20 protein-coding genes and 1 pseudogene are annotated in these 20,626 nt (G+C 48.0%); 8 read left to right on the top strand and 13 right to left on the bottom strand.

The annotated features are described in order from the left end of the window. Window positions 1-8: 8 nt before the first annotated feature. Window positions 9-875: an aldose epimerase family protein gene (locus AC6ESP_RS18270; RefSeq protein WP_497098167.1), complete on the top strand. Its 867-nt coding sequence runs from the start codon at window positions 9-11 to the stop codon at window positions 873-875. Here the strand turns inward: AC6ESP_RS18270 and AC6ESP_RS18265 are convergent. The 4 genes from AC6ESP_RS18265 to AC6ESP_RS18250 all read right to left on the bottom strand — a co-directional run bounded on the left by AC6ESP_RS18265 (window position 852) and on the right by AC6ESP_RS18250 (window position 5,529). Then, complete coding sequence (locus tag AC6ESP_RS18265; RefSeq protein WP_497098166.1) at window positions 852-2,303, bottom strand: SulP family inorganic anion transporter; 1,452 nt, start codon at window positions 2,301-2,303, stop codon at window positions 852-854. The two genes, AC6ESP_RS18270 and AC6ESP_RS18265, sit on opposite strands and share 24 nt — an antisense overlap. 214 nt (window positions 2,304-2,517) lie before the next feature. After that, the gene (gene deoC / locus AC6ESP_RS18260) at window positions 2,518-3,207 is read right to left on the bottom strand and encodes a deoxyribose-phosphate aldolase (protein WP_497098165.1); all 690 of its coding nucleotides are present in this window, start codon (window positions 3,205-3,207) and stop codon (window positions 2,518-2,520) included. Between the two features lie 35 nt (window positions 3,208-3,242). Further along, window positions 3,243-4,175, bottom strand: coding sequence for a DNA-binding transcriptional repressor DeoR (deoR, locus tag AC6ESP_RS18255; RefSeq protein WP_497098164.1), 933 nt, complete (start codon window positions 4,173-4,175; stop codon window positions 3,243-3,245). Window positions 4,176-4,320: 145 nt separating this feature from the next. Beyond that, a complete protein-coding gene (locus AC6ESP_RS18250; protein WP_497098163.1) occupies window positions 4,321-5,529 on the bottom strand; it encodes an MFS transporter in 1,209 nt (402 codons plus the stop codon). 147 nt (window positions 5,530-5,676) lie between these two features. Here AC6ESP_RS18250 and AC6ESP_RS18245 point away from each other — a divergent pair. Further along, window positions 5,677-5,856: pseudogene (locus AC6ESP_RS18245) on the top strand (HD-GYP domain-containing protein); the annotation flags it as partial. Window positions 5,857-6,197: 341 nt separating this feature from the next. Here AC6ESP_RS18245 and AC6ESP_RS18240 read toward each other — a convergent pair. Further along, window positions 6,198-6,662, bottom strand: a complete 465-nt coding sequence (locus tag AC6ESP_RS18240) for a cupin domain-containing protein (RefSeq protein ID WP_497098162.1) — start codon at window positions 6,660-6,662, stop codon at window positions 6,198-6,200. 192 nt (window positions 6,663-6,854) lie between these two features. Between AC6ESP_RS18240 and AC6ESP_RS18235 the strand changes: the two genes are divergently transcribed. Genes AC6ESP_RS18235 through AC6ESP_RS18225 form a run of 3 tightly spaced genes read left to right on the top strand, consistent with a single transcriptional unit; the run spans window position 6,855 to window position 8,994 of the window. Beyond that, entirely contained in the window at window positions 6,855-7,274 is a 420-nt protein-coding gene (locus tag AC6ESP_RS18235; RefSeq protein ID WP_497098161.1) for a hypothetical protein, read from the top strand. 11 nt (window positions 7,275-7,285) lie between these two features. Then, the gene (locus AC6ESP_RS18230) at window positions 7,286-7,777 is read left to right on the top strand and encodes a cation:proton antiporter regulatory subunit (RefSeq protein WP_497098160.1); all 492 of its coding nucleotides are present in this window, start codon (window positions 7,286-7,288) and stop codon (window positions 7,775-7,777) included. Window positions 7,778-7,779: 2 nt separating this feature from the next. Further along, entirely contained in the window at window positions 7,780-8,994 is a 1,215-nt protein-coding gene (locus tag AC6ESP_RS18225) for a cation:proton antiporter (RefSeq protein WP_497098159.1), read from the top strand. A gap of 136 nt (window positions 8,995-9,130) precedes the next feature. On the opposite strand, the gene AC6ESP_RS18220 is transcribed toward AC6ESP_RS18225, so the two are convergent. The 3 genes from AC6ESP_RS18220 to AC6ESP_RS18210 form a co-directional block, all read right to left on the bottom strand. Continuing rightward, window positions 9,131-10,852 (bottom strand): ABC transporter ATP-binding protein, encoded by a 1,722-nt coding sequence (locus AC6ESP_RS18220; protein ID WP_497098158.1) that lies wholly within the window; start codon window positions 10,850-10,852, stop codon window positions 9,131-9,133. Window positions 10,853-10,996: 144 nt separating this feature from the next. Continuing rightward, window positions 10,997-11,485, bottom strand: coding sequence for a translation initiation factor IF-3 (gene infC, locus AC6ESP_RS18215; RefSeq protein ID WP_497098157.1), 489 nt, complete (start codon window positions 11,483-11,485; stop codon window positions 10,997-10,999). Between the two features lie 28 nt (window positions 11,486-11,513). Beyond that, window positions 11,514-12,920, bottom strand: a complete 1,407-nt coding sequence (locus AC6ESP_RS18210; RefSeq protein WP_497098156.1) for an MATE family efflux transporter — start codon at window positions 12,918-12,920, stop codon at window positions 11,514-11,516. Between the two features lie 361 nt (window positions 12,921-13,281). On the opposite strand from AC6ESP_RS18210, the gene AC6ESP_RS18205 reads away from it, so the two are divergent. After that, entirely contained in the window at window positions 13,282-14,166 is an 885-nt protein-coding gene (locus AC6ESP_RS18205) for a helix-turn-helix domain-containing protein (protein WP_497098155.1), read from the top strand. Window positions 14,167-14,189: 23 nt separating this feature from the next. Here AC6ESP_RS18205 and AC6ESP_RS18200 read toward each other — a convergent pair whose 3' ends face one another. Further along, window positions 14,190-15,635 (bottom strand): nicotinate phosphoribosyltransferase, encoded by a 1,446-nt coding sequence (locus AC6ESP_RS18200; RefSeq protein WP_497098154.1) that lies wholly within the window; start codon window positions 15,633-15,635, stop codon window positions 14,190-14,192. A 129-nt stretch (window positions 15,636-15,764) separates the two neighbouring features. Next, window positions 15,765-16,319 carry a VanZ family protein gene (locus AC6ESP_RS18195; protein ID WP_497098153.1) on the bottom strand — a complete coding sequence of 185 codons (555 nt, stop codon included), beginning with the start codon at window positions 16,317-16,319 and terminating at the stop codon, window positions 15,765-15,767. A 250-nt stretch (window positions 16,320-16,569) separates the two neighbouring features. On the opposite strand from AC6ESP_RS18195, the gene AC6ESP_RS18190 reads away from it, so the two are divergent. Continuing rightward, entirely contained in the window at window positions 16,570-16,701 is a 132-nt protein-coding gene (locus AC6ESP_RS18190; RefSeq protein ID WP_497098152.1) for a hypothetical protein, read from the top strand. A 113-nt stretch (window positions 16,702-16,814) separates the two neighbouring features. Here the strand turns inward: AC6ESP_RS18190 and AC6ESP_RS18185 are convergent, their stop codons facing one another. Beyond that, window positions 16,815-17,765 (bottom strand): stalk domain-containing protein, encoded by a 951-nt coding sequence (locus AC6ESP_RS18185; RefSeq protein WP_497098151.1) that lies wholly within the window; start codon window positions 17,763-17,765, stop codon window positions 16,815-16,817. 102 nt (window positions 17,766-17,867) lie between these two features. Here AC6ESP_RS18185 and AC6ESP_RS18180 point away from each other — a divergent pair, with 102 nt between their 5' ends. Next, window positions 17,868-18,161, top strand: coding sequence for a hypothetical protein (locus AC6ESP_RS18180; RefSeq protein ID WP_497098150.1), 294 nt, complete (start codon window positions 17,868-17,870; stop codon window positions 18,159-18,161). Here AC6ESP_RS18180 and AC6ESP_RS18175 read toward each other — a convergent pair. Further along, complete coding sequence (locus AC6ESP_RS18175) at window positions 18,154-19,056, bottom strand: hypothetical protein (protein ID WP_497098149.1); 903 nt, start codon at window positions 19,054-19,056, stop codon at window positions 18,154-18,156. The genes AC6ESP_RS18180 and AC6ESP_RS18175 overlap by 8 nt on opposite strands. 184 nt (window positions 19,057-19,240) lie before the next feature. Beyond that, entirely contained in the window at window positions 19,241-20,578 is a 1,338-nt protein-coding gene (locus AC6ESP_RS18170; protein ID WP_497098148.1) for a UDP-glucose dehydrogenase family protein, read from the bottom strand. Window positions 20,579-20,626: the final 48 nt, after the last annotated feature.

The following is a 20,626-nucleotide window of genomic DNA, read 5'->3' as shown; positions in this document are numbered from 1 at the left end:
GATAAGACATGGGAAACTTTCAAGTAACGAATACGAAGGAAACGTATACGATTTATGAATTAATCGAAGCAAGCACCGACTCGCGCATTCGCGTCTGTCCGGAGCGCGGCGGCATCGTCATTGGCTGCCAGCTTCATGGTCTAGAGCTCTTTTATTTGGATCAGGCAACATTCGAGAACCCTACAGCCAACATTCGGGGCGGCAACCCCATCCTCTTCCCGATCTGCGGTCAGCTGGAGGAGCTCTCCTATGAATGGAACGGCAAGCCCTACAAAATGGCGAATCATGGCGTGGCTCGTACAGCCGTCTGGGATGTAGTCGATACGAGCACAGAAGGCGAGGCTTCCATTACAATCTCGCTCCGCAGCAACGCCCAGACGAGAGAGTCCTATCCCTTCGACTTCGAGCTCGTGTTCACCTATGCCCTGAAGGATGGAGAGCTTCATACGCGTCAGCAGTACCGCAACCTGTCGTCAGAGGCTATGCCTTTCTACGCAGGCTTCCACCCTTACTTCAACACAGATAGCAAAAAGCTTCACTATACCACCGATGCAACCCGCTACTTGGATTACAACGACAATATAGAGAAGCCATTCCTAGGTGAATTCGATTTGGAAGGTCTTGTAGAATCTGTTACGCTGCTTGATCCCGTCAAGCGGGCAATTGCGTTCCCCGTCGCCGGCGATGCACAGGTTACAATGACCTATGAAGATATTTTCAAATATGTTGTATTATGGTCCGTTGAAGGTCGCCCATTCGTATGCGTAGAGCCATGGATGGCAATGACCGGTGAGCTGAACCGTCAAGAAGAGCTTGTTGTCCTTGATGCTGGTCAATCGCTGTCCGCGAATCTAACGATTAGCTGTCAGCGGTAAGGCATCCGAAGCTCCGGGCTGCTCTGAGGCATAGTGGGAAACGGTAACCCGTTTCCCATTCTTCTTCAGCAGCTCAATAGCTTTGTCTACAGCAAGACTAGCCGTATGATCCCTTATTTTCGACTGAGTCAGATCAAGATGAACCTCCTTCGCCGCGCAATGAAGCTCAATCTTATCCTCTAGCTCCGAAGCTGAAGCGAAGAATAACAGTCCACTAACTCGGTACGTCCGCTTAGAGCCGTTCCATTCACTATGAACGTGCAATCGGGAAGCTTCTACCACGAACCATATGAAGCTGACCAGCACGCCTGCAATGACACCAATAGCAAGGTCATGCGTGATTAATACAGCTGCTACCGTTACCAGCATAACGACTGTCTCAGAGACTGGCACACGGTTCATCCGGAATATGGAATTCCAATCGAACACGGCAATACACACCATCAGCATGATGCCCACCAAGGCAGCCATAGGCACTAACGCCAGCACGTCTCCGAGCAGCACGGTAAGCAGGAGCAGGAACACGGCTGCGACTAGTGTCGATAACCGATTGCGACCGCCCATCTTCACATTGAGAACCGACTCCGCTACTAGCGCGCAGCCAGCCATCCCGCCGAAGAAGCCCGCAACGATATTTGCTACGCCTTGCCCACGCATCTCCCGGTTCTTGTCTGTCCTCTCCCCCGTCATCTCATCGAGCATATTATGCGTCAGCAACGTCTCCGTGTAACCAACAACAGCTAACGATAAAGAATAAGGAAGAATGATCATAAGCGTCTCCCAGCTAAGTGGGATATCCGGCAGGAGAAAAGAAGGCAATGAAGCATCAATCGCCGCAATATCTCCAATGCGAGTGACCCCTCCTATTCCGAATGCCCATACCGCGATCGTCAGCATGACGACAGCGACTAGCGGCGATGGAATCGCCTTGAAGTAACGAGGCAGGAAATAAATGATCGCCAGAGCAGCCGCTACGAGCGTATACATCATCCATGACTCACCTTGGAAATACCTGAGCTGAGACATAAAGATCAGAATCGCCAGCGCATTAATGAAGCCCTTCAGCACGCCTTGCGGGACGAACCGCATCAGCTTCCCGAGCTTGAACACGCCCATGAAAAATTGCAAAACCCCCGTTAACACAGTAGCTGCAAACAAATATTGAATGCCGTGCTGCTGCACCAGTGTCAGCATGAGTACAGCCATCGAGCCTGCGGCAGCCGATATCATGCCAGGTCTGCCTCCCAAGAAGGTAATAACGAGCAGAATACAGATAGAAGCATAAATCCCAACGATAGGCGGAACACCCGCCATGAACGAGAAGGCCAGTGAATCTGGAACGAGCGCCAGTGTAGCTGTTATCCCTGCTAACACATTCGCTTTCACATCCGTCGTCCACTGCTCCCTCCATGAAGCCTTAATAACCATCTTTCACCCCACATTAGTTAAGTCATACACTTGCTATAATCAACGTCCGATCGACCAGCAGTACTGATCCGGTACATCATGTGCCATAGAATATCTGCAAGAAATCATAAAAAAGCCGGCTCAAGACAGAGCCGACTGTGCTTTACCCCATTCTATCTTACGATGAACATAGGGTCAATCCTAATAGGAAGGGCAATATAAGCCATTGCTCCCTCTAGTAGCCCTCTCCGGTGCCTCCAGTTACGATAGCGATTCCCGCACTTGCGCCAATCCTCGTCGCTCCTGCGGCAATCATCTGAAGCGCAGCTGCGCGGTCACGAACCCCGCCAGAAGCCTTAACTCCCATCTCAGCGCCTACCGTCTCTCGCATGAGAGTGATATCCTCGACAGTGGCACCGCCTTTGCCGAAGCCCGTGGACGTCTTCACGAAATCCGCTCCAGCTTCTTTACAGATGAGGCATGCCTGCACCTTCTCTTCCTTCGTCAGCAGGCCCGTCTCTAGAATGACCTTAACGACAGCTTTCCCGCTGCAAGCCGCAACGACAGCAGCCACATCGCTCTTCACGCCTGCGAAGTCGCCCGATTTCATTAAGCCGATATTAAGAACCATATCGACCTCAGTCGCACCATTCGCCACCGCATCCTTCGCTTCGGCAGCCTTCACGAACGTCGTGCTAGCACCAAGCGGGAAGCCTGCCACAGTCGTTACGCCTACACCTGAGCCTTGCAGCTCCTGCGCGGCAAGCGACACCCACACTGGATTTACACACACGGTCGCGAACTTATACTGCTTAGCCTCTTGGCACAGCTGCTTGATCTCTTCCTTGGTCGCTTCCGCTTTAAGTACAGTATGATCGATCGTAGCTGCGATTTCCTCCGGTGTTAAGTTCGTATGGCTGTCCATATCCATTCCTCCGCTACATTTATTTATCTATTTATCTATGCCTCAGGGACATATTCAAGCAGATGCTGTGCAGTGATCTGGTCCGTAATTAACGTATTTGTATAATGTCCACTTAATGCTCCATATATCGCTTCTACTTTGCTTGGGCCGCCAGCAACCAGCACGGACCATTCCTTCTTCCTCAGCTCGCCGAGGTCGATGCCGATGGTACGCAGATCCAGCTCCTCACTGCACACCTTGCCTGTAATATCGATAAACCGAGAGCAGATATCTCCTACCCCGCGCGATAAAATAATGCCAAGATCCTCGTCTGAGAAGTAATTGGCTCTCATCAGCACGGAATCCTCAGTAGGAGCTCCTACTGTGAAGACGGCAACATTCGCCTTCTTGCCCATATCTAATATTTTACGAATATGGCGGTCAGCTTCGATGGCATGCTTAACGACAGCATGATCGACAATAGCCGGAAGAGGAATGAGATATGGGGAGGTCTGGTAAGCTTTCGCGAATAGCTGTGCGATCTCATAGGCATATGTATTCGTCTCCGAATGACTCACTCCGCCATTGAGCTGGACGACCTTGATTTTCTTCGCATGCTTGTTCGGTAATCGAACGGCCACCTCATATAGAGTTGTGCCCCATGTTACAGCAATCGTATCGCCATCACGCACCGTCTCGTGCAGGAACGCTGCTGCGGCTTCACCGATTACCTTCTTCACCATAATATCTTCATATTTGGGAACCGAAGCAACAACGGCCTCCTTCAAGCCGAACTTTTCCTTCAGCTGACGAGCGCGCTCATCATTCTCTGCTGCCGGGTCCATAATTCGAATCTGAACGATGCCATCCTGCTTCGCTTGCTGTAGAAATCGTGAGACTGTCGGCCGGGATACGCCCAGCTTCTTGGCAATTTCCTGCTGATTGTAATCGAGCTCGTAATACATACGAGCCGCTTCAATCATTTTCATCCGTTTGTCGCTATGCTCCTCCACCCATTCATCCCCTTCAAATCATCCGCTGTCTGCCATGAGAATATGTTCATGAATAATTAAGCATTATTTCAGTCCATTATACGAGTTATTGGTAAAAACAACAATATGCTACGCCTTCAAGTCACTCTTCTGCCCTGCCATATTTCCATTCGTAGATGACATACATCACGATGTAGAGTACAAAGAATAAGCCTGAGTATAAGAACATTGTCGCATAATTCGTCCAAGTCGCCACGAAGCCGAGCAGAATAGCTCCAGAGCCAATTCCGATATCGAACGCGTTATAAAAGGTTGCCGTAGCAACGCCCCGTCTATCCGGCTCTACCCGATTGATCACCCAAGCCTGCAGGGCCGGGAATAAGGCCCCGAAGCCTGCTCCATAGAATACGCCTGCGAGCAGCAGCATCGCCATCGAATCCGTCCAATAGAGGATGATGCATGCGATGAGACACAAGATGGCGGAAGGGAACAATACCCAGAAGCGCCCTTTTCGATCGAATAACGGTCCGCTAATAAAACGAATCAATACTTCACTGATCGCTACAACGAGAAAGAAGAAGCCGATATTCGAAATTCCTGTTTCGATGCCGAACAGTGTAATGAAGCTGAGCAGACCGCCGAAGGCTAAGCCGACCATCATGCCCATTATTGAAGGAACAAGCGCTTTTCTCTCCACAATAGTAGACATGACTGAGGATGTGGATGAAGATGAAGCGGTATGAGCTTTGACAGCAGCAGCTGCTGCTGACTCAGAGCCTGTACTCCGCACGAAGAATGTAAAGATGAGCGCCAGCAGCAGAATGATGACTCCGACCCCGAACAAGCCTAGAAACCCATATTGCTCCATCAGCCAAATGCCTAGAAACGGTCCTAATGAGAAGGAGATCGCGTTCCCAGTTGCGAAGAAGCCCATTCCCTCGCCTCTGCGCGAGGCTGGGATCGTATCGGATACAACCGTTCCGAATAAGGTTGTAGATAGCCCGAACCCTACCCCGTGAACGATACGAAGCAGCAGCAGTACAGCCAGAGTAGCTGCAGCATAATAACTCGCCATCCCTATTACGCAGATTGCCACTCCGATGAGCAGGAGTCCCTTCTTGCCGAACTTCTTCGTTCCAACGCCAACCAGCGGCCTGGCAATAACGGCTGCGAATGTGAAAAAGCCTAATATCAGTCCAATCTGAGATTCACTGCTTCCCTGCTTCGCAGCGAACACCGGCAGTGTAGGCAGCAGCATCTCGATCGCCATGAACAATAATAAGTTGGCGCAAGCGAGCAGTATAAAATTTTTCGTCCATAAGGACTCACGCATAGCTTCTGATCCCTTCAACTTTCCATGCTTATTTGGAAGGCATCCTTCCAGCTAAAATCCATCATATAGCAGCTCTCTTATAGTGTCCATGATTTTACATCTACAATTACAGCTGGAATAAACATCTGTCAGGCGGATATTCGGACGCGTTCACTATACAGCCGCCATTCTGAGCGTGCAGCCGAATACGCGGTTCAGATCGGCAGCCTTGCAGGCTGGGAAGCCGCTGATATCGATACGCTTCGCAAGTCCGCACTGCTGCATGATATCGGTAAAATCGGTGTACGTGATGCGGTTCTACTGAAGGAAGGCAAATTGACGGAAGAGGAATTCGAGCAGATTAAGTCAAGTCGAGCAATTCCTCGAACGCAGAAGTCTCTGCACGAACGTTAGATGAATGCGAATCTACAGTTGTTCACGATGCTATGTGGAGCAACAATGAATATACCTGCGATTATGCATTTAATTATGCCTATAGGCTCGTTATTCGAAACAAAATGAGATCAAGAATGCACTTTGGCAGTTATATTTATCTTCTACTACAGGCAGACAAATAAAAGAATGTATGATCGCAGGTTCCCCTCACATACACAGTTTATGCACAGCTATCGAGGAGCGACCCTGCCTAAACAACAAATGTCCTGCAAGAACTGTTGTTCCTGCAGGACATTTGAGTTATCTATAGATTAAAGCTTCTTAACCAGTTTGAAATCATCATAATGGAAGCCCGGTGCAACAACGCAAGAGACGAGAACTGGCTCATCGCCCAGCGGACGTGCCCGCTGCCATTCTGTTGCCGGAACCAGTGCTTGCGGCTGTTGTCCCTTCAGGACATCTCCGCCAATAATAATATCTTGCCTGAGCTCAGGCTCATCCGCTGTACCGCCAAGGGACAATAACAGTGGACTTCCAGAGTGCCACATCCACAGCTCATCGGAATAAACCGTGTGCCATTCTGAGAATTCGTCTGGATGCAGCAGGTAATAAATTGACGATGCAGCGAAGCGAGGTCCTGAATAAGGCGCCCCCAGCACTTCTTGAGGAATTTCAAACGAAGCTTTCCACAGCTCCTTGTACCAGCCACCCTCAACATGCGGCTGTAAGCCAAGAGCTTGTACGATTGGGGATAATTGCTTTTCTTGTGAGCTCATTCGAATTACTCCTCTCTCTGGTCCAAACATTTTATTCATCTTATACTGCCATCCGCGCAAACGTCAATCCTGACTAGACTTTACGATACTCGCTGTCACGAATGGGACACATTTCCTCACGCCGATTCCCCTGCTTCTGTGACATCTGTGACTCAATCCCTTATAATAAAATAGAAGACAGGAGGTGACACTATGAATCGGATGCTTCAAAGACTATCCACCATACAGGTGAAATGGTTCAAAATCGTCATGATAAGCGCACTGCTTGTTTCTGCTGCCTTATTCTCATTCAAAGCAGAAGGACCTCATGAGCTGCATGGGGAGAAGACCGCACTAACCCATATTACTGAAAACCATTATAATGTAGCAACCAGACATCAATTATCCTTCAAGCCTCCTTCCGTCGTAACGATATTTATGGAAATGGCCGCTTTGTATATTATTGCTCTAACCTACGTTAGAACGGTCCACATTTCTTTCCTTCGAACCTTTATTCCGCAAAAACTAAAGGATTTATTTCTTATGCCCGTTAAATTCACATCGATTTACGTGATTCTTTTCTCTAATAGCCATCATACAACCCTACCTACATTCAAATACACATTCGAATAGGAGTTGGCACTATGAATATTAGAGAATCGGATTTGCCGGGCATTGGACGTAAATATCAGCTGCAGACGAGAGGCGGCGATAAGCTCGTCATCGTCATTCATGACGACGGAAGACGCGAGATGTACCACTTCGACTACGAGGATCCGGATGATAGCGTATCGATGGTATCCATGGACGACGAAGAATCCCGTCAGATTGCAGCCATCATCGGAGGCATGACATACAGGCCCAAAGCGCTGGAGACGATTGAAGTAGCTCTAGATGATCTCACCATTGAATGGTACAAAGTCGAGCATGGCGCTAGCTGCATTGGCAAAACAATCGGTCAGGTGGAGATTCGCCAGCGTACCGGAACGACGATTATTGCAGCTGTCGAAAAAGATTCCAAGCACATCAATCCTGGACCGGATTATATTTTCAAAGCGGATACTACCCTAATTGTTGCGGGCGAACGCAAGCATCTCAAGACGCTTAAGCAGCTGCTCATGAATGGGAGCAACTAATTATGGATCACTTGGTGCTGGAGATTGGTCTCGCTGTCACCCTGATCGCTTTAGTTGGTCTATTATCCGCTAAGCTGAGGTTCTCCGTCATCCCGTTCTATATTCTGATCGGGATGGCCGTAGGGCCCCACGCTCTGAAGATTGGTGTATTTGATTTCCGCTTTATCGAAAGTGCACCCTTCATCGAATTCTTGGGACGACTTGGCGTATTATTCCTTCTGTTCTACCTAGGTCTAGAGTTCTCTGTCGGACGATTAATCAAATCCGGTAAATCTATTGCCGTAGGCGGTACGATCTATATCCTCATTAACTTTTCGCTCGGGCTTGGCTATGGCTGGGTAACTGGCTTCCCCTTGGAAGAGATGCTTGTTATGGCTGGAATTACGACGATATCCTCTAGTGCAATTGTTGCAAAAGTGCTCGTTGATCTGAAGCGTACAGCTAATCCTGAGACAGAGATGATACTTGGCATTATCATGTTCGAGGATATCTTCCTTGCTGTCTATATCTCCATCCTGTCTGGACTTGTTCTCAGTGGAGCTACCTCACTTGGAGGCGTCCTGCTCTCTGCCCTATATGCACTAGGCTTCATGCTGCTGTTCCTTATTATTGGACGCAAAGCCGTGCCTTTATTGAATAAAGTATTCAATATCCGTTCTAATGAATTGTTCCTGCTGCTCGTATTCGGCTTCCTCTTCGTTGTTGCAGGCTTCGCAGAGACGATTCATGTCGCTGAAGCTATCGGCGCCTTGCTCGTAGGACTTGTCCTTGCAGAAACCGAGCATATGAAGCGAATTGAGCATTTGATCCTGCCGTTCCGAGATTTCTTCGGGGCTGTGTTCTTCTTCAGCTTCGGCTTGACGATCGATCCGTTCGCTCTCGGCGGTGCAGTATGGCTGTCACTAGGTGCTGTTGCCATTACCTTGTTCGGTAACTTCTTAGCGGGGATGCTGGCCGGCCGCAGCGCAGGTCTGTCACCCAAAGCTTCATCTAATATCGGACTTACGATCGTCTCGCGCGGCGAGTTCTCCATCATTATGGCGAATCTCGGCAAAACCGGCGGCTTACTGGAGATGATTCAGCCCTTCGCAGCGCTGTACGTCCTCATATTAGCCATCCTCGGACCGCTTCTAACGAAAGAATCGAAGTTCGTGTACAAGATACTGAACAAAGTATTCAAATTTGACCGCAAGAAACCGGAAAAGGCACTGGAATGACCAGAGCCTAATTCCCAAAGAGTATTCCCTCATCCATTGTGAGGGGATTTTTCTTTTTCACATATGTAAAAGAAGCCTGCTTCTACACCACCCTATGGGGCCATGTAGTCGCAGGCTTCTTATTGGTTCGACTATGCTAGGACATAGCTCCGAACTGTGCTTCATGCAGTCGGCTGTATACTCCGCCAGTTGCCATAAGCTCCTCATGGCGTCCTTGCTCGGTAATCCCGCTCTCGGTCACGACGACGATACGGTCGGCGTTCTTAATTGTAGCAAGGCGATGCGCGATCACAAGTGTCGTTCTGCCCGCTGACAGCTCGGCAAGCGATTGCTGAATTGCAGCTTCCGTCTCTGTATCCAGTGCTGAGGTTGCTTCGTCCAGAATAAGAATCGGCGGATTCTTCAGGAACATGCGGGCTATAGCCATCCGCTGCTTCTGTCCTCCAGACAGCTTAACCCCGCGCTCACCGACCACCGTATCAAGTCCATCAGGCTGCGCTGCAATGAACGCTTCCAGTCTAGCCATTCGTGCTGCCTCGAGAATCTCGCCATCCGTTGCTTCCAGCTTGCCGTAAGCGATATTGTCGCGGATTGTGCCAGCGAATAAGAAGACATCCTGCTGAACGATACCAATCTGCTTGCGAAGCGAATCCAGCCTCAGCTCACGCAGATCATGGCCATCAACCGTAATACTGCCTGAATCGACCTCATAGAATCGCGGCAGCAGACTGCAAAGCGTTGTCTTACCCGCACCAGAAGGACCGACAAAGGCAACCGTCTCCCCTGCACGAATGCTCAGGCTGATGTTCTGCAGCACCTTCGCTTCTCCCTCATAGCCGAATGTAACATGATTGTAGCGAATGTCTCCATTCAAGCGATCCACATGCAGCGCATTCGGTGCATCGTCAATATCAGGAGCTGTCTCCATCAGTTCAACATAACGCTTGAAGCCGGCAATCCCTTTCGGATAGCTCTCAATGACTGCATTAATCTTCTCAATCGGCTTGAAGAAAATATTCGTCATGAGTACGAAAGCAACGAACTCGCCATATTGCAATTGTCCGCGAATAACGAACCATGTGCCGCATATGAGTACGAATAGAGTAACTAGACGCATGAGCATATAAGTAATGGAAGAGTTCATACCGATGATTTTGTAAGAAACCAGCTTGGCCAAGCGGAAACGACTGTTATTGTCATCGAACTGCTTGCCTTCATGCTTCTCGTTCGAGAAAGCCTGTACGACACGAATGCCGCCTACTGTATCCTCCACCCGAGCGTTGAAGTCAGCCATCTCGGAGAACAGACGCGTCGTCGCTCTCGTCATCTTTTTGTTGAAGAAGAGAACGAGCCATACAATAATGGGGACAATAATGAACGTGAGCAGGGTCAGCTCTACGTTAATGTAAGCCATAATCCCGAATGCCCCGATCAGCGTCATCGCCGCGATGAACATATCCTCTGGACCATGATGCGCCACTTCACCGATCTCGAACAGATCATTCGTTAGTCGAGAGATGAGATGGCCTGTCTTCGTGTTATCGAAATAACGGAACGACAGCTTCTGCACATGATTGAATAGCGCCTTCCTCATATCCGTCTCAATATTAATGCCAAGCATGTGCCCCCAGTAGGTAACAACATAGCTCAATAGCGTATTAATGACATAAATAACGAGAAGGATCGAGCAAGCGACGATAATATAACCCCAATTCTCTTCCGGCAGCAGCGTGTCAATGAGATAGCTGACGGCGAGCGGGAAGCCTAGCTCTAATATCGCGAGCACAACGGCACAGCAGAAATCGAGCATAAAGAGCTTGCGGTAAGGCTTGTAATATGAGAAAAATCTACGAAGCATCTGGTTCTCCTTGTCTGATTAGATCATTTAATTGATAAATATCATTCAAATGATACTTATTATACCAAGAAGTGTCAATTGCCAATGATCTATAATCCTCACAAAGCCTGTGAAGCCGTGAACGTCCGGTACTATAACCGATCATCAGGAACAATTCACCTGTACTGCCGCTTGCTTCCCGCTGAGCTGAATACCCGACTGCTTCTTCCCATAGTCCGCAAGGTCAACCAGCAGTCTCTCCAGCAGCTCCTTCGCCTTAGGCCCTTCCTTGCCCTTGATTCGGACGACAAGCAGAACAGCATTCCCCGCTTGCAGAAGCTTAGCTGCCTGTCGCTGCTTCGTATCATAATCATGCTGCTCGATGTCTACACTTAAGCGAAGCTCCTTCACTTTGGCTGGCTGCTCCTTCAGCTTCGTATCCCGCTTCTTCTCACTGGCCTCCTGCTTGGCCGTTCCTCGGCGCATCAGCTTGCATGGCGGCGGGCTGCTCATTAACGATTCGCATACAAGATCTACCTTCAGCTCCTTCGCCATAGCAAGCGCCTCAGTCCGTGATACGACTCCAAGCGCTTCTCCATTCAGACCGATGAGCTGAACCTCGGCCGCTTTTATTTTCTCATTCATCATGATCATTGCATGTTCCTCCAGTTGTTGTGAAGATCTATAGCTCTACTGCCGTCTTGTTGTTAGTAGGCTCGTTAGATCCGGATGATGCTGGGAGGGCAGACTGCTGATTCGCCAGCTTCAAATATTTCTGTCCTCTCCACCGTATAAGTACCCATATTCCGCGAATATATTCGTCGGCAATCATGCAGGCGTAGATGCCAATCAGACCCCAGCCCAGCTGAATGCCAATCACATAAGAAAGGACAGAAGCGATAAGCGACATCGATATGATCGATGTCCACATTGTAAACTTCGTATCCCCAATGGCGTTAAGTGAATTGCTTATAGCCATATTTAACATTTTACCAGGCTGCAGCAACAGATTCATCCCAAGTAGAGAAACGCCTATCGCGATGATCTCCGGGTCAGAGGTAAAGATACCAAGCAGCTTGCCGCCGAAGAGAAAGATAATGAATGCATTCACAGTCACGATGACGAGCCCAATCCACAGTGCGCGGAATGAATTATGATAAGCGACACTGGCACGGCCAGCACCATATAGATGGGCGATCTGAATCTGCAGCGCCAGCGCGATCGAATAGCCGAGCATGAAGCAGAACGATTCCAGTGTATTCATATACGTACGCGCAGCCAGCTCATTCGAGCCCAGCATGGCGATATAACTGAATATAAGCAGCTGGGAGAATACCCAGCAGGACATATTCACACCGAGCGGCCAGCCGATCTTTAATATTTCCTTGAACAGCTTATTATCGAATAAATGGAAATCCTTGAAGAAGATTCGGCGATCGAACGCCTTCAGGAACATAAAGTATAGAACAATTGTCGCAAGAAGTCTGCTTGTTACTGTTGAGACAGCAACTCCTGTGAGTCCCCACTCCGGGAAGCCAAACTCCCCGTAGATGAAGGCATAATTAAGGAACAAATGCACGACGTTCATCCCAAGTGCAATATACATAGGTCCTCTTGTGTTGCCAGTGTTGCGGATCACTGTGCTTAGAGCAGACATAATGGCCCCGAATACCATCCCTCCGCCAACGATAGATATATATATTTTCGCAAGAGGGATCAGATTAGCGGGCAACTGCAGCATCGTAGCAATCGGACCTGGCATCAGGTACAGAATAAGACTAAGAACAAGGCCAATGATCGCACTGACTTTAACAGATATAATGGCAATCGACCGTGCTTCCTCATTATTGCGCGAGCCTATTCGCTGAGCGATAAGAATACCTGCCCCACTGGCTACCGTCGCGAACAAAGTCGACAGTGCATTGAACAGCTGATTGGAGAATCCGACGACGGCAACCGCGTCATCGGAGATCCGGCTGACCATAAGCGTATCCGCAGCGCCTAATAGAAATTGTAGAAACAACTCAATGAATACTGGCCAAGCTAACATCCAGAGCGAAAAATGATTCCGTTCCCGTGTTTTTATCATTTGAACCTCCCAAGGTGAAACGGCTGTCGCCGTCCTTGGCGGCACAGCGCGTTTTCATTCCGAGAAATATAGAGAAAGGATAGTGATAGGATATACTCCTATATTTCAAGGCAGAAACGGCTTCGTCATCCTCACCTTAGGATATCCGCGTCGTTGTGCACGTTGAAATTATACTAGTTGTCTGTAAGCTTCTTGGAGTAAAGCCTTCGTATTTCAACGTTTGTGCTCTATGCACCATCAGCCATCTGCAGCAGCAATCGTCATTTCAAATTATAGATGCTATACTGCAATTATTGTTTCAGTTTTACAACCGAAACTTATAAAATTCAAACCTTATATTCATGAAGAGATAGGTGATACCATGACGCTGTTTCATTTTACAATTCCGCCACTGCTTCATTACATGTCAAGCGGCTTCGTTAAGTATTCTGGCGGTTTCAAGCATCCCAGCCGTCGTAATATTCAAGTATTCGATCTCTTGGTTGTGATGTCAGGCTGCCTCTATATGGGGGAAGAAGAGCGGACTTTCGAGGTTTCTGAAGGGCATTCTCTTATTCTCAGGCCTGATTCCTATCATTATGCCAGCATGGCAAGTCAGGAGCAGACCTCCTATTACTGGCTGCATTTCCAGACAACAGGGAGCTGGACAGCTGCAGATAAGTATATTCCGAGGCATGCTATGGACGACAAAGAGCCGCCGACGATTACGTCGCGGCTTTATACTACACAAACCTTCATCAAGCAGATCCCTCAATTCACGAAGCTGCTGCAGCCCGCGAAGGTCGGCGATTATATCCGCCAGCTTAGCGAGCTGGACCAGAATAATCACCGCAGCAGCGTGAGCTGGAAGCAGCAGCTGCTGTTCCAGGAGGTCATCGAACAGCTATCTGCTTCCTTAGAGATGCAAGGCTCGACCCCTACCGCTCTATGTGCAGAGCTCGCTGCCTCTTATTTGAGAAAGCATTATCGAGAAGATATTAAAGCCCATGAGCTGGGCGAGAGCATTAACTTCCATCCTGTCTACATTGCCAGATGCATGCAGAAGGAATTCGGGTGCTCGCCCTTCGACTACTTGCTGCGCTTCCGGATCGAGCAGGCGAAGCTGCTTCTGCTGCAGACCGATCACCCCATCGCTCGTGTCGCAGAGGAGGTCGGCTTCAACCATGCCGCTTACTTCGCCTCCTGCTTCGCTAGAGCGGAGGGCCTTTCACCAAGCAAGTATCGGCAGCGCTTCTCCCATCAATAACTTATTACTTCCAGCTGGGCTGGCTAGTGCTTGGAATAAGACTGTATCAGGTCCATCTTCATCTGCCAGGACTTCTCGCTTAGATGCACCGCATACAGCTCAGGATTAAGCTTACGCAGCAGCTCTGGACGGAATAGAGCTAGCTGCTCTCTATGGAAACGTCGAATATGATCCAAGTCTGGCAGCTCATAGACGAGCTCCCCTTGATTGAATATCTGCTTCAGCAGCGGAACCGCAATATAATCCTCTACGTACCGGCTGATGTACGGATGAACAGGATCAAACAGCTTGATTCGCAAGCCGCTTCGCATGTCGTCCTCATCATGCAGGGCGATATAGTCCGCTTCGGCGAGACCAGTCTCCTTATTCATAATCCGGTACACGGTCTTGCGCCCAGGCGCAGATACCTTCTCCGGATTAGCAGACAGCTTAATGACAGGAATATATTGTCCATCCTGCTCACGGGCTACCAGCTTGAATACCCCTCCTAGGGAGGGCTGATCGGCTGCCGTAATGAGCTGGGTGCCTATCCCCCATACATCTATGCGAGCTCCCTGTGCCTTCAGGTTGAAAATAAGCGTCTCATCGAGATCATTCGATGCAACAATCTGAACATCCGGCAGTCCTGCCGCATCCAGCTGCTTGCGGGCTTCCTTGGACAAATACGCGAGATCTCCGCTGTCCAGACGAATCCCGTTCATTCGCTTGCCTTGGCTCTCCAAATAACGTGCCGTCTTAATCGCATTAGGCACGCCGCTTCTCAGCGTATCATAGGTATCGACCAGCAGCGTAACCTGATTCGGCAGCGCCTCTGCATAGCGGAGGAAGGCCTCCTCCTCCGTATCGTGATCCTGTACCCAGGAATGGGCGTGAGTGCCCTTCGTCGGGATGCCGAACATCATACCCGCACGCAGGTTGGAGGTTGCGTCGAAGCCAGCCACATAAGCCGCCCGTGCGCCCCATACCGCCGCATCCGCCTCTTGTGCTCTTCTTGTACCGAATTCAAGCAGCGTATCGCCAGCGGCCACCTGGAAGATCCGAGAAGCCTTCGTCGCAATCAGTGTCTGATAGTTGAGGAAGTTCAATAGTGCAGTCTCAATCAGCTGTGTCTCGAAGATCGTCCCTTCCACGCGTACGAGCGGTTCATTGGGGAAGACGACAGCCCCTTCCTCCATCGCATAGATACTCCCCCCGAACCGGAACTGTCTCAGCCTATCCAGGAATCCCTGCTCGTACTGCTCCTCTTGCTCCGCCAGATATGCGAGCTCCTCTTCACCGAATTTCAGCTCCTGCATATAGCTCACAATTCGCTCAAGTCCAGCAAACACCGCATAGCCATTCCCGAACGGCAGCTTGCGGAAGTACGCCTCGAACACCGCGCCCGTATCCGCCGTACCATTCTTCCAATGCGCGTACATCATATTAATCTGATACTTATCCGTATGTATCGTTAAGTTAGGGACTTTCATTGTGTGGAGCACCTCTTATGTATAATTTCTACAAGATATCATCTAAACAGCATACCCATTTCCTGAGAAAACAACAGCCCTTCGCCACATTCGGACGAAAGACTGGAGAAAGGAAAGCATACTGACTATTTAACGACGTCCTCTTCGCCTGCCTCGTCTTACAAGCTTGTATAACCCAATGGTTACGATACAGAATAGAATACCTATGCATGCCCCTGTGAAATCCAACAGAACATCTGTCGCATTCCCCGTCCTATTCCCACTGCTTAGCTGATTCCTCTCATCCATAGCTGCTACTCCTACTGTTGCCAGAAGCGATAAGAACACGGCCAAGAATGGCCGCCTTGCCAGCAGCGAACGCAGAAGCATGTACAGAATCGCAGCCATGATGGCATACATAAATAGATGAGCGCCTTTACGGAAAACAAACTCAACAAAGTTGTAGGGATCCTTTTCAGAAGAGATCGTCTTCCCTCTATACACAAAAGAAATATCCGGCAGTATACGTGTCAGCTCATCCTTCTCAATCCACTTGTGCAGTGTCGGCTTGATCGTCTGCTTCTCATAGGACTGTGAAGATAAGGCGAATATAAAGACGACCCAGCTAATTAATATGAACAACCATAACAGAACGCTCTTCCTATTATTCCATTCGATAGTAAATTCCCACCTTTCACTACCCATCCATGCCTACTAACAGGAATGTTTATCCACTTCTTTGTTCGTCATTGTAACAAATATTAGATGAGATTGGAAATTAGGAGAATCAGAGGGATATGGAAGAAAAGAGTGGGATAATAGAGGATGTGGAAAAATAATTATAATTTTTAATCCTATAGACACGCATTTTTGGTATAAAAGTCCTATAAACTATTGTATTACAGAACCAATGTTTGCTATTATTAGAATAAATGGTTGGTATGGAGGTGGAAGAATGGCTGGTTACTTGATGTTTTCTGAAATATGGACACCTTTCAAATTGATAGGTATTCGTATATTTAAAGACGAGAATGGAACCTATTGGTATAAGTACCGTGATCGCAAGCGAACTCGGCTGTTCAAGTAACTTACTCACAACATACGCATACTTGCACTTATCATATAGACTTGCATGCCAAAAACATCCCCAACTCATCGTTGGGGATGTTCGTTTGTAATCCTCTTGGTTAGATTGCTGTCTTAACTAGCCATTTGCTTCGCTATTTCCTTGCCAGCCTCAATCTCAGCCTCGAAAGCTGCTCTATATTCTGCAATAATAGCCGTGCTGTAACCATACTTAGTCAACTTAGCAGATGCCTCATCTAGAAGTGCATTGAAGTTAGCCGTACACTGATCGAGGGCTTCGTATGCTTTGGCAACCAACGCCTGCTTCTCAGTGTCAATCTCTGTGCTGACATATTGAACGGCGATATTCGTCAGTGTAGCTTTGCAGCTTGCCTTTAGTGCATCAAGCTTCTTCGTTGTATCGCTCGTAATTTGCTCGTAGGTTGGTTTCTCACCTTCAACAACGGTGCCTCCACCTACTTCTCCTCCGTCAACTTCTTCGCCGCTCCCAGCTTCTTCTTCACCAGCTTCTTGTTCAGCCTTATAAGCTGCGGATTCTGCTGTAATGCTGTTCGTCTTGCCATCCCATACAATTTCTGTACCTACTGCCTCAGCCATAAACCGAAGAGGAACATAGATAGAACCGTTGTACATATAAATCGATTGCCCTGCTGGCAGTGTCTTCGTTACACCATCGAACACAAGAGAAGCATCTACTGATTTAATTGTTATGCTCTTAGCTGCTTCGGGCTTAGTTGTACTAGCCGCAGCATTTTTCAAGAACTCGTACAGCGTTGCTTTTTCTTTATCTGTAGGTTCTGCTATAGTCACCTTTGATGTCTTCGAATCCCATTTCACCGATTTCTGCAGACCATACGATACGAAACGGATCGGAATATAAGTCCGATTCTGATACTCGAATGCATACTGTCCTTGTGGCAGCTGCAGCGTCTGTCCATCGAACTTCAAATTCACGACCTTCGTCGTAATCTTCACAGACGTCGTAGCTGCAGAGGCAGCAAGTGGCACCATTGCGCACAGAATAGCAATAAGCATGATCATGGTCGAGCGTCTTACGTTTGTCATCATCATTCTCCTCTAATTTATAAAATAAGTATTTAATAAAACAAGAAGTAGTGATACAATATGTATCACTACATTATAACAGCTTATTAAGGAGGATTCCAAATGATGCTGCAATTCCGAGCTTGGCTGTGGGTTAGTCATTGTATTCTCATAGCTATGTTAGCACCACTAGCCTTCCTGCTATTCGAATGGTTATGGCTCCGAGAAGCCACCCTATCCTTCATGGCAGGCGGAGGCTTGCTAATATATGGGGTGCTGCTTGTATCCATACATACCAGATTGCTTGTCCAATCCAAGCACCGCCCACTAGCGGCTGTACCCATCATGCTAGTGATAGATATCGTCTGTATTACTGCAGGACTCCTCGCATATGTCGCTTTTGTAGCAGCTACTTAATGGCATTAGCAATAGAAGTAATCGCGCTCGCTCTTACTTGTTTTTTAGATGCCTCATATTTCGAGCTCCAGTCCGGCTGTTGACTCGTTTGCAGTCCAGCATTCGTATAATCCGAATCGGCTTGGCTCATGATCGTCTCGAACTTCGTATCGCAGGTTGCTTCAGCTGCTACGACCTTGCTTAAGAACTTACTCTGCAAATCTGAAGCGGAGATATCATCATCAGCCTTCACTTCAGCTACTATGGTCTGCAGAATAGAATTGCTGTTGGCTTTGCAGATGCTGTAGAGAGACTCTAACTGACCCTCCACTTTCTGATCGATCTTGAGCTTCGCTTGCTTCTGCTCATCGTTCAATGCTGGTGCAGGGGTCGGAGAAGGGGTTTCCTTGCTCTCTCCTGTGTCCTCGTCAGCTGGGGTAGGTGTTGGAGATGCCGACTGATTGCTGCCGTTCTCCTGCATCTTCTTCCATTCCTCAGCATTCTTCTTGATCTTCTCTGGATCCGTCTCCCCGACGAACTCAATCGGGTAGTCTGGATTCAGTATGTTAAGAGCTTTACCGTACTTTGTTGTAATCTTCCGCAGCATTTCTATTTCTTGATCCGATAGCTTGGATAGGAGCAAATCACGAATTTTCTGTTTCTCTTCCGATGACAAATCATAGGTTGCATTGCCTTGAAGGTATGCGATCTGTTTGAGGCTGAGGCCGGAGTTCAGAAGTATAGCCGCTACATCAACAGCATCCTGGCTATTGATATCTTTGCCACCTACTAGTTCGCTTGCCTTCTCGACCGGCTTCTCAATGATTTTCGGAATTTCTACAGGCGTTTCCTGACCATTGGCACCTTCGCTACTCTCCGATGTATCATCGCTATGACGCAGAGCAATATCATCCATATTGATAGATTTCAAATAAAAATAGATGGTGCCTGCTAATGCTAGGGCAATAACAATAATAGAAACAACTATGCCTATGATCCATTTTTGCCAGCGCTTTAGTTTCGTTTTGGGTTTAGACCTAGATCCCAATTCCTCTTGTTGTCCCATTATTTCACCTACTGTCTGTTAGAATACTGAAATGTTAAAACGCTAATAGCGGTCCCTCTTCCTTAACACCATTATTCATCCTCGGACGACCAACAGAGTAATATAGAAATGGTGTATCCGCTAGTTCTTCCTCACGATAAATATTTCTGCCATCAATTAAATAGGGTGTCTTCAGCCATGACTGAATATCTGTCAGAGGAATTGCACGAAACTCCTGCCATTCTGTAAGCACACATAGTGCATCCGCATTATCAGCTGCTTCCTGTGCCATATCGCAATAGATAATCCCAGAACGGTTAAATACCTTTTGGAAATTTTCCGCTGCTATTGGATCATATGCCTTCACAATAGCTCCACGCTCAAGTAATACTTCAATAATCTCAATTGCAGGGGCATCTCTTACATCGTCTGTTTCTGGCTTAAATGCCAAGCCCCAAATGCCGATTGTCCGCCCTTCTAAGCTACCCATAATTTCTTCAAGCTTACGGATAACGTTATAGCGCTGATCACGATTAACCTCGACGACCGACTTCAGCAGTTTGAAGTCATAGTCCATCTGGCCTGCAATCTGAATAAGCGCCTGTGTATCCTTAGGAAAGCAAGAACCGCCGTAACCAATCCCTGCTTTTAGAAAAGCAGAGCCGATTCGGCGGTCCATTCCCATCCCTTTAGCTACTTCTTCAACATCAGCGCCAACCTTTTCACATATATTAGCGATTTCATTAATGAATGAGATTTTGGTAGCAAGAAACGCATTAGAGGCGTACTTGATCATCTCCGCGCTCCGTACATCCGTTATCGTAATATTATCTGTTAAAGGTTGATGAAGCTCGGTAAGCATCTCTGCTGCTTTATCGCTAGTTGTACCGATAATGATTCGATCGGGATTCATCGTATCTTTCACAGCCGTACCTTCACGCAAAAACTCTGGAACAGAAGCGAAGTCGAAATCATGGGACGCATATTTAGCCATAATAGCTGCTACTTTTTCATTTGTCCCCACCGGCACCGTACTCTTCGTTACTATTACTTTATACTGTCCAATAGCCTGTCCAATTTCTTGTGCTGCCTGTTCAATATATGCTAGGTTAGCCTGTCCATTGGGCAAAGATGGTGTACCGACTGCGATAATAACAATATCCGATGCGTGAACGGCTGCGGCCAAATCTGTTGTAAAGGTTAAACGCCCTCCAGTAGTATTGCTCGCGATTAATTCCTTAAGGCCTGGTTCGTGAATTGGAACTGATCCAGTATTTAATAATTCAATTTTCGATTTGACATTATCTACGCAGATGACTTCATTTCCAAGTTCCGAGAAACATACTCCTGAAACCAAGCCAACGTAGCCGGTACCAATAACTGTAATCTTCACTCTAATCCCTACTTTCTATTTTTATCTTAATAGTACTCATCACCTTAC

The sequence above is a fragment of the Paenibacillus xinjiangensis genome, assembly GCF_059686975.1.
The sequence above is the reverse complement of the archived record's forward strand: the minus strand, read 5'-3'. Positions and strand labels throughout refer to the sequence as shown.

Excerpts from the sequence above, each read along its gene's own strand:
- AC6ESP_RS18265 (WP_497098166.1), bottom strand. The coding sequence starts at position 2,303 with ATGGTTATTAAGGCTTCATGGAGGGAGCAGTGGACGACGGATGTGAAA.
- AC6ESP_RS18270 (WP_497098167.1), top strand. The coding sequence starts at position 9 with ATGGGAAACTTTCAAGTAACGAATACGAAGGAAACGTATACGATTTAT.
- AC6ESP_RS18210 (WP_497098156.1), bottom strand. The coding sequence starts at position 12,920 with ATGATAAAAACACGGGAACGGAATCATTTTTCGCTCTGGATGTTAGCT.
- AC6ESP_RS18205 (WP_497098155.1), top strand. The coding sequence starts at position 13,282 with ATGACGCTGTTTCATTTTACAATTCCGCCACTGCTTCATTACATGTCA.
- deoC (WP_497098165.1), bottom strand. The coding sequence starts at position 3,207 with ATGGACAGCCATACGAACTTAACACCGGAGGAAATCGCAGCTACGATC.
- deoR (WP_497098164.1), bottom strand. The coding sequence starts at position 4,175 with ATGAAAATGATTGAAGCGGCTCGTATGTATTACGAGCTCGATTACAAT.
- AC6ESP_RS18235 (WP_497098161.1), top strand. The coding sequence starts at position 6,855 with ATGAATCGGATGCTTCAAAGACTATCCACCATACAGGTGAAATGGTTC.
- AC6ESP_RS18185 (WP_497098151.1), bottom strand. The coding sequence starts at position 17,765 with ATGACAAACGTAAGACGCTCGACCATGATCATGCTTATTGCTATTCTG.
- AC6ESP_RS18175 (WP_497098149.1), bottom strand. The coding sequence starts at position 19,056 with ATGGATGATATTGCTCTGCGTCATAGCGATGATACATCGGAGAGTAGC.
- AC6ESP_RS18190 (WP_497098152.1), top strand. The coding sequence starts at position 16,570 with ATGGCTGGTTACTTGATGTTTTCTGAAATATGGACACCTTTCAAATTG.
- AC6ESP_RS18240 (WP_497098162.1), bottom strand. The coding sequence starts at position 6,662 with ATGAGCTCACAAGAAAAGCAATTATCCCCAATCGTACAAGCTCTTGGC.
- AC6ESP_RS18195 (WP_497098153.1), bottom strand. The coding sequence starts at position 16,319 with ATGGGTAGTGAAAGGTGGGAATTTACTATCGAATGGAATAATAGGAAG.
- AC6ESP_RS18220 (WP_497098158.1), bottom strand. The coding sequence starts at position 10,852 with ATGCTTCGTAGATTTTTCTCATATTACAAGCCTTACCGCAAGCTCTTT.
- AC6ESP_RS18230 (WP_497098160.1), top strand. The coding sequence starts at position 7,286 with ATGAATATTAGAGAATCGGATTTGCCGGGCATTGGACGTAAATATCAG.
- infC (WP_497098157.1), bottom strand. The coding sequence starts at position 11,485 with ATGATCATGATGAATGAGAAAATAAAAGCGGCCGAGGTTCAGCTCATC.
- AC6ESP_RS18180 (WP_497098150.1), top strand. The coding sequence starts at position 17,868 with ATGATGCTGCAATTCCGAGCTTGGCTGTGGGTTAGTCATTGTATTCTC.
- AC6ESP_RS18200 (WP_497098154.1), bottom strand. The coding sequence starts at position 15,635 with ATGAAAGTCCCTAACTTAACGATACATACGGATAAGTATCAGATTAAT.
- AC6ESP_RS18225 (WP_497098159.1), top strand. The coding sequence starts at position 7,780 with ATGGATCACTTGGTGCTGGAGATTGGTCTCGCTGTCACCCTGATCGCT.